Source organism: Flavobacteriales bacterium (assembly GCA_019694795.1).
Taxonomy (GTDB): domain Bacteria; phylum Bacteroidota; class Bacteroidia; order Flavobacteriales_D; family UBA2798; genus UBA2798.
In genome coordinates, this window is sequence record JAIBBF010000008.1 from 76,763 (window position 1) to 85,004 (window position 8,242).

Annotated in this window: 6 protein-coding genes; 5 read left to right on the plus strand and 1 reads right to left on the minus strand. The window is 41.7% G+C overall.

Annotated elements, in window-relative coordinates; genetic code table 11:
- Positions 1-29 precede the first annotated feature (29 nt).
- Together lon and K1X56_04680 are read left to right on the plus strand one after the other, a co-directional pair.
- Complete coding sequence (gene lon, locus K1X56_04675; GenBank protein ID MBX7093993.1) at positions 30-2,603, plus strand: endopeptidase La; 2,574 nt, start codon at positions 30-32, stop codon at positions 2,601-2,603.
- Between the two features lie 32 nt (positions 2,604-2,635).
- Positions 2,636-3,244 carry a hypothetical protein gene (locus K1X56_04680; protein MBX7093994.1) on the plus strand — a complete coding sequence of 203 codons (609 nt, stop codon included), beginning with the start codon at positions 2,636-2,638 and terminating at the stop codon, positions 3,242-3,244.
- On the opposite strand, the gene K1X56_04685 is transcribed toward K1X56_04680, so the two are convergent.
- The gene (locus K1X56_04685; protein MBX7093995.1) at positions 3,241-4,428 is read right to left on the minus strand and encodes an aspartate aminotransferase family protein; all 1,188 of its coding nucleotides are present in this window, start codon (positions 4,426-4,428) and stop codon (positions 3,241-3,243) included. The genes K1X56_04680 and K1X56_04685 overlap by 4 nt on opposite strands.
- 73 nt (positions 4,429-4,501) lie before the next feature.
- Here K1X56_04685 and K1X56_04690 point away from each other — a divergent pair, with 73 nt between their 5' ends.
- From K1X56_04690 to K1X56_04700, 3 genes are all read left to right on the plus strand, one after another.
- Positions 4,502-6,535: a hypothetical protein gene (locus tag K1X56_04690; GenBank protein ID MBX7093996.1), complete on the plus strand. Its 2,034-nt coding sequence runs from the start codon at positions 4,502-4,504 to the stop codon at positions 6,533-6,535.
- 31 nt (positions 6,536-6,566) lie between these two features.
- Positions 6,567-7,394, plus strand: a complete 828-nt coding sequence (locus K1X56_04695; GenBank protein ID MBX7093997.1) for a DMT family transporter — start codon at positions 6,567-6,569, stop codon at positions 7,392-7,394.
- A gap of 171 nt (positions 7,395-7,565) precedes the next feature.
- On the plus strand, positions 7,566-8,242 hold a 677-nt coding region (locus K1X56_04700), incomplete at its 3' end, for a hypothetical protein (GenBank protein MBX7093998.1).

Genomic DNA, 8,242 nt, shown 5'->3' on the forward strand with positions numbered 1-8,242 from the left:
ATTGAACTTTTACTGTCACAACTTTTTTTATGAACGAAAATAATTTTGGAGAACTTCTGGAATTCGGCGGCCTGATGGAAGGCGATACGGAATTGATTCCGCTGATTACCCCTGAAGATGAAGAGCAAATGAACAAGGAGGAGACTCCTGATGAACTTGCCATTTTACCTATACGAAATAATGTACTGTTTCCCGGTGTTGTTATTCCCATCACGGTAGGCCGTGATAAATCCATTCGCCTGATTAATGATGCCTACAAAGCCAAGAAAGTGATTGGTGTTGTAGCGCAAAAGAAACAAGATGTGGAAGCGCCCGGTTTTGATGATTTGAATAAAATCGGAACGGTGGCACAGGTGATGCGTGTATTGCGTATGCCCGATGGTAGCACCACGGTGATCATTCAGGGTAAGAAGCGTTTCGAAATGAACGAACTGATTTCGGAAGAGCCTTATATCCGCGCTACGGTAAAACAATTTATGGATGTGCCGCACGGACTGGGCGATGATAAACTGGAGGCTTTGATTTCATCGCTGAAGGATTTATCCATGAACATTATTCGTCTTAATCCCAATATACCGAGTGAAGCGGGATTTGCCATTAAAAATATTGAGAGTCCTACTTTCCTGATCAATTTTATTTCTTCTAACATGAATGCAACGGTGGAAGAAAAACAAATGCTCCTGGAAAAATCGGATCTGAATTCGCGCGGTGAATTGTTGCTGAGTTTGCTCAGTAAGGATTTGCAAATGCTCGAAATGAAGAATGAAATTCAAAGCAAAGTGCGGGTGGATATCGATCGCCAGCAAAGGGAATATTTCCTGCATCAGCAAATGAAAACCATACAGGAAGAATTGGGTGAGAGTCCGGTAGAGCAGGAATCGCGGGAGTTGAAGGACAGAGCCAAACATAAAAAATGGTCGAAAGAAGTCGAGAAGCATTTCAACAAGGAGCTGGAGAAAATGGGGCGCATGAATCCGAGTGGAGCAGAATATTCGGTGCAGTTGAATTACCTCGAAACCTTGGTGGATTTACCCTGGAATGTATATACCAAGGATAAATTCGATTTGAAAAAAGCACAGCAGATTCTGGACCGCGATCATTTTGGACTGGAAAAAGTTAAAGAACGCATCATTGAATACCTGGCCGTTTTAAAGTTGAAGGGCGATATGAAATCTCCGATTTTATGTTTGTATGGTCCTCCCGGTGTAGGTAAAACTTCATTGGGAAAATCGATTGCCGAGGCGCTTGGAAGAAAATATGTGCGGATGTCGCTCGGGGGATTAAGAGATGAAGCAGAGATTCGTGGTCACCGCAAAACCTATGTCGGTGCAATGCCCGGACGAATCATTCAAAACATAACGAAAGCGGAATCGTCGAACCCGGTTTTTGTCCTTGACGAAATCGATAAAACGGGAGAAAGTTACCATGGCGATCCTTCTTCTGCATTACTTGAAGTATTGGATCCTGAACAGAACACCAGCTTCTACGATAATTATCTGGAAGTGGATTACGATTTGAGTAAAGTGATGTTCATTGCAACAGCCAATAATTTATCGACCATTCAACCTGCCTTACGCGACAGGATGGAGATTATTGAAGTCACCGGCTACACCATTGAGGAAAAACTCGGAATTGCCAAACAACATTTAATTCCGAAGCTGCTGAAAGAGCATGGATATGATGCGAAGAATTTTAAAATTTCGGATGCGGTCATTGAAAAAATTATTGAAGAATACACCAATGAATCAGGTGTGCGCGGATTGGAAAAACGCATTGGAAAATTAGTGCGTAACCGGGCCAAGGAAATTGCATTGAACGAAAAATTCAAAGCAGAAATTACCGAAGAACAAGCATCAAAAATTTTAGGTCCCTCTCACCAGCGCGATAAATACGAGAACAACGATCATTTGGGTGTAGTCACCGGATTAGCCTGGACCCCCGTTGGCGGTGATATTCTCTTTATCGAATCGATTCTTACCGCCGGAAAAGGGAAATTGAGTTTGACCGGTAATCTCGGTGATGTGATGAAAGAAAGTGCGGTGATTGCACTTGAATTTTTAAAGTCGCATGCGCGTGAATTGAAAATTGACCCGAAAGCATTCGATCAGCAAAACGTACACATCCACGTTCCCGAAGGCGCTACGCCAAAAGACGGACCATCGGCAGGGATTACAATGTTGACCGCCTTAGCTTCGCAGTTCACCAAGCGAAAAGTAAAAAAGGCATTGGCCATGACCGGTGAAATTACCTTGCGTGGAAAAGTATTACCGGTGGGTGGAATCAAAGAAAAAATACTGGCTGCCCGTCGCGCAGGAATTCAGGAAATTATTCTTTGCGATAAGAATCAAAAAGACATTGAGGATATTAATCCGGATTATATCAAAGGACTCCGTTTTCACTATGTGAACAACATGATGGATGTTTTACAGATCGCTTTATTGAATGATGGAAATGTAAAAGCAAAGTCAACGGTAAAGACTTCTGCACTCAAAAAAGCACCGAAAAAAGTTGTTGCTGCAGTGAAAACGAAAAAGAAAGCGCTTGCAACCGTGAAAAAGCAAAAAACAAAAAAAGTTTCTGGTCCCAAAAAACGCAAAAAATAAATTTGAACAGGTTCTTTTTGTAGATTGTACAAATGAAAAGAACCTGTTTTTATTTCTTTCTCATATTCCTTCATTTTTCTGTTGCCGCCCAGCGCAATTTTAAAGTAGGTCTGGCACCGGTGATTGAATACAACACCATTGGCGATAAATTGGGTTACGGACTCGATGCCGATGTTTTATTCGATCGTTTTTATGTGGGGGTGGACTATCTCTATTCTTCTGACCAACGTTCTCTCTCTGAATCGATAACCCGCGTTTATCATTATTCCTTCAGCAATCATTTATTTTCAATACCGCTGATGTACCGCATCGGTGATGAACGTCGTTGGGAAGCGGGTGTGGTGTATTCCTATTTACAGAGTAAGGTCGACTATTTCGATTTTTATCCCGGCTATTACAAATACAGTTACAAAGGCGATTACATCATGCAGTTTGCGGGCGTACAACTCAACTGGCGTTTCACCCGTGAGAATGGATTTTATATTCACCCCGGTGCGCGATTTTCACTTTGTGTAAACCGGAAAGAAAAACCGGACGAAAAAATTACGGAGTTTTATACCAACACCATCCAACCGAGTGAGAATTTGAATTACGTTTTATCGTATCTCACATTTCGCTTTAGTGTCGGCTTTCAATTTTAATTCGTTTCATTGAGGGCTTCCAGTAAAATGGAGCAGGCGGACTGAATTTCAATTTCGGTGATGGTCAATGGTGGTGCAATACGTAAAGCGGAATCGCAGAATAAAAACCAATCGGTGATCAATCCTTTTTCAATGCAGGCATGGATGATTTTTTGCACCTCTTCAAACGTTCCGATTTCTACTGCAAGCATCAATCCCTTACCACGAATTTCCTGAATGCGGGGATGCACCAATAAACTCCGGAACAAGGCTTCTTTTGCAGGGATTTGATTTAACAGATCACCCGAGGTGATGAGCTGAAGAGCCGCTAAACTTGCAGCACAGGATACGGGGTGACCACCAAATGTGGTGATATGTCCCAATACCGGATCCCGGCGCAACACATCCATAATTTCTGCACGCGAAATAAAAGCACCCAATGGCATACCGCCACCCATTCCTTTGGCTAAAACCAAAACATCAGGTACAATTTCATAATCGTGAAAGGCGAAAAGTGATCCTGTTCTTCCGTAACCCGATTGAATTTCATCAAATACCAATAAGGTTTTTTGTTCGGTACATTTTTTACGCAATGCAGTCAGCCAAATCGGATTCGAAACACGCACACCGGCTTCACCCTGAATCGGCTCAATGAAAACAGCGGCGATTTCGGAATTGATTTTTTCGAGATCATCGAAGGAATTCAAACGAATGCGATCTATGTCGGGCAAGAGCGGATGAAAACCCTGCTGCATTTCTTTACTGCCAATCATACTTAAAGCACCTTGCGTACTTCCGTGATAGGCGTTTTCGATGCAAATGATTTTTTTTCTTCCGGTATAACGCTTTACCAATTTCATGGCACCCTCAATCGCTTCACTGCCGGAGTTTACAAAGTAAGTATGCGTTAAAGAAGGATGCGTATGCTGATGTAAAGCAGTAGCTAAAGAGGTTTGGGGCGACTGAATAAATTCTCCATACACCATGAGGTGCATGTTTTTTTTCGCTTGTTCGCACACCGCATTTACAATGGCAGGGTGGGAGTGACCCAAATTACTCACCGAAATGCCTGCAATTAAATCGAGGTATTTTTTACCATCGGGTCCAAACATATACACCCCTTCGGCGCCGGTAATTTCTACCGACATCGGGAAATCGCTGGTTTGGGCTACATGGGAGAGGAATAACTGACGATTGCTTTGCATGATGTAAAACTAGAGAAAGAGATTGACTTGACAAAAAGCCGCTTAAACGAAACAAAATCAAGTTTAGATGAGTATGAATGCTCAAATTTTATCAGTGGAGAAAAAAGAATTTGTTGTTGTTCATCCGGTATTTAGCGGAATTGCAAGGGTAATTGCTGCCTTTGGTTTAGTGTTAATCGCCTATGCTGCCATTGTGCGGGGTGGTGATATTTGGTTGCCTGTTATTGGCGTAAGTATTGCACTGCTTTATATTTTGTTTACAAAAAGCAAAATGGAAATTGATTATGAAAATAAAAAAGCCAAAGAAAGCATTTTGGTGTTTGGCTTATGGCCCATGGTAAAACTGATTGATCTTAATAAATACACCTGTCTTACTTATCTGCGCGCTTTTGGTCAACGCGAGCGAATTACGTTCTGGAGTTATGGTTATACCTTGTTTCGCACCGAAGAAGAAGTGTATAAAATTGTGTTAATGACCGATAACCATTTGCGTCATTATGAACTGGAGCGTACCAATAATGAAGGATTGGCTATGGAAAAATGCAATTACTGGTCCTACAATTTTCAGGTTCCCTTTGTGAAATTTAATCCACAGGGACCTTCTCAAAATCGTGGACGAAGAAGCGCGTCAATGAAAAAGTGGAGCCTGGTATTTTTATTTTTCAGTTCCGGATTTGTACAGGCGCAACAAGTCACCATTCGCGATTTACCCTTTACCGGAGGTAGTGGCGGATTTCAACCTGGAGGAGAGCGATTACTTTATGAAAAACCATCAGCGAAAAAACCGGGCTATTACGAAATTCATACGGTCAATAAAGACGGATCAGCCGATTCGTGCATCAGTTGTATAGCAGAAGTTCCGCAACGTCACAATGGTTGTGCAACCTGGCACCCTTCGGGTGATTACATTTTATTTTTAGCTGAAAAAGAAATTCATCCGCGCGGAAGTGTAGATGCATTACCCGGATTTGGTGCCTTTACCGATATCTATCTGATGCGCGCTGACGGTAAAAAAGCATGGAAGTTAACCGATATTCCCAATGATTACGATCACGGCATCATTGCACCACGGTTATCATCAGACGGAAAAAAAATGGTGTGGGTAGAACGGAAAAAACGTCCCCAACCTCTGCGTGGTTCTTTTTTCGGATTATGGGTGATAAAAGTGGGCGATTTACATTGGGAAAACGGAACCCCGCAATTAAAAAACATAAAAATTTTTGAGCCCGGAGGAGATGCGTTTTATGAGACCTACGGATTTTCTCCCGATGGAAAACGCATTTTGTTTTGCAGCACCATGCATCAGAAAAAATGGTATTACGCTCAAATCTTTACCATCGATGCCGAAAGCGGAAAAGATGTTCGTCAATTAACGGATCAGGACTACAACGAACATGCCTTGTACAGTCCGGATGGGAAATATATCATTTGGATGACCAATCATTTCGGAACGCGGGGTTGCGATTGGTGGATTATGCGTTCGGATGGTACAGGTAAACAACCATTGACTTATTTCAATGTAAAATCGAATCCGCAATACATGGGCAAGCAAGTATGGGCCGGTGCAGGATTTTTTAATGCGGATGGAAATTCATTTTTCGGTAGTGTGCAATTGCGATTGAATTCCCCCGAAGGGAAGATGAAAATGTTGCAGTGGAATCAACTCGACCATAGCGATCAATTAATGCTCGAATATTTTGCGGGTAAATCCATCCAAAGTAAAGCGGATACAGCAATGCTGATTCCTTCCGTTTTTTTTCGGTCACATTCCGGTACACCGAATTCATTGGTAAAACACAACGATTTTTGTTTGCGGATCAGGGGATTAATTAATCCGGCTTATATAGAAAAATATACCTTTTATCTGGACTGTGATGCTAAAGCAGAAGTGTTGCTGGATGATGTCCCGCTTCAATTTTCTAAATCTTCCAAAAACAAATTCGGCGAAATGGAGAGGGATTTCGATGTAACACAAAAGAAATCGTACCGTTTCGAGCTGCGTTATTTCCATTCGGGAAAAGGTCCCTGCACCCTGAAATTGAGCTGGTCCTCCCCCTCGCAGTACAAACAATTGATCCCTTCCACTTCTTTCGGATTCCGACCTTAAACAGGGCGAAGTATTTTATTAATTTTGGCTTGTGATTCGACCGGGGATTTTATACATGCTTACCGCAACTGCAGGATTTGCCGTAGTCAATTTTCTGGTCAAGTTTCTGGATCGCATTCCCACCGAAGAAATTGTTTTTTTCAGAAGTGTCATTACGCTGGTATTTACAGCTGCGATGGTTCGTTATAAGCGATTACCTTTTTTTGGCAATAATCATTTCTGGTTATTGATTCGCGGAATTTTCGGGGCGAGTGCATTGGTCTTGTTTTTTATTACGCTTCGTCATTTACCCATGGCCACGGCAACTACCGTTCAGTATTTATCACCGGTTTTTACGGTGATCATTGCCATCTTTTTAGTGGGCGAAAAAGTGCAATCGGTCCGCTGGATCTTTTTTGCACTGGCATTTGCCGGCGTATTGATGATGGAAGGATTTCAATCTTCTCCCAACTGGAATTATTTGTTATTGGGAATTCTCTCTGCTTTTTTATCGGGTGTTGCTTATAATGCCATCATCAAGTGTAAAGATACCGATCATCCCTTCACCATTGTGATGGCTTTTCCATTAGTGGCCACTCCCATTACCGGAATTTGGAGTTATTATGGCTGGATTCAACCTCAGGGAATGGAATGGATATGGTTATTGCTGATCGGATTGTTTACACAATTGGCGCAGGTGTTCATGACCATGGCCTTGCATGCGGAGAAAGCAGCGGTGATCACTCCGTTTAAATACCTCGGAACAGTCTATGCTTTACTCATTGGCTTTTTTATGTTCGGAGAAACCTTTTCTCTGCTCAGTTTTGTGGGAATGTTATTGGTCATTGCTGCTGTAATTCTGAATGCGCTAAAAAAATAAGTAAAGCTCATTTCGATTGCTTATTTTTGAATAATGTTTATTTCCCTGTACGAAATTCCACTCTTGGTTTTCTGGCTATTCATTAGCTGGTGGATTATCCGCAGGTTGAATTTTTTTAAACATTCCGGACTTTCCCCTCAATTTTTGTATTCCGTCTTTTTTCTGAAAATTTTGGCGGGGACTGTAATGGCTGCTTTGTACACCTATTATTATACCGACCGTAGCACTGCAGATATTTTTAAATATTTCGATGACAGTAAACTCATGAGCGATGCTTTATGGCATAAACCCGGCGATTTTTTCCGGATGTTATTTGGCTTCGATAATGACAATACCTATTTCAGCGAACATTATTACAACCACATGAACAATTGGTTTCGCAAGTATGAAAGCAATTTGTATAATGATAGTCACACCATCATTCGCATCAATGCCGTAATGCGGATTTTTTCATTTGGATCGTACCATGTGCATACCATTTTTGCATGTATGTTTTCTATGGGGGGACTCGTTGGTATTTACCGTGCTTTTAAATCTTTTTTTATTGGGAAAGAAAGGTATTTGTCCTGGTTTATTTTTCTCTGGCCTTCCGTTTTATTCTGGGGATCGGGTGTTTTAAAAGAAGCATTTTTATTATTCGGTATTGGTATTTTATTCGTGGCCTTGCTCGATGCTGAAATGAAATCGAAATCCTTCCGTGTGTTTTGTTTTGTGTTGGGATTGGTATTACTGCTTTACCTGAAAGTTTATGTCTTAATGGCCCTCTTACCGGGGTTGATTTCGTTTTTAATTCTCCGTAAGCGCAAGATGGAACGTCCGCTTATTGTTTACGCTTCGGTATTTTTACT

Coding starts and splice junctions, on each gene's coding strand:
- lon (MBX7093993.1), top strand. CDS start 30: ATGAACGAAAATAATTTTGGAGAACTTCTGGAATTCGGCGGCCTGATG.
- K1X56_04680 (MBX7093994.1), top strand. CDS start 2,636: ATGAAAAGAACCTGTTTTTATTTCTTTCTCATATTCCTTCATTTTTCT.
- K1X56_04685 (MBX7093995.1), bottom strand. CDS start 4,428: ATGCAAAGCAATCGTCAGTTATTCCTCTCCCATGTAGCCCAAACCAGC.
- K1X56_04690 (MBX7093996.1), top strand. CDS start 4,502: ATGAATGCTCAAATTTTATCAGTGGAGAAAAAAGAATTTGTTGTTGTT.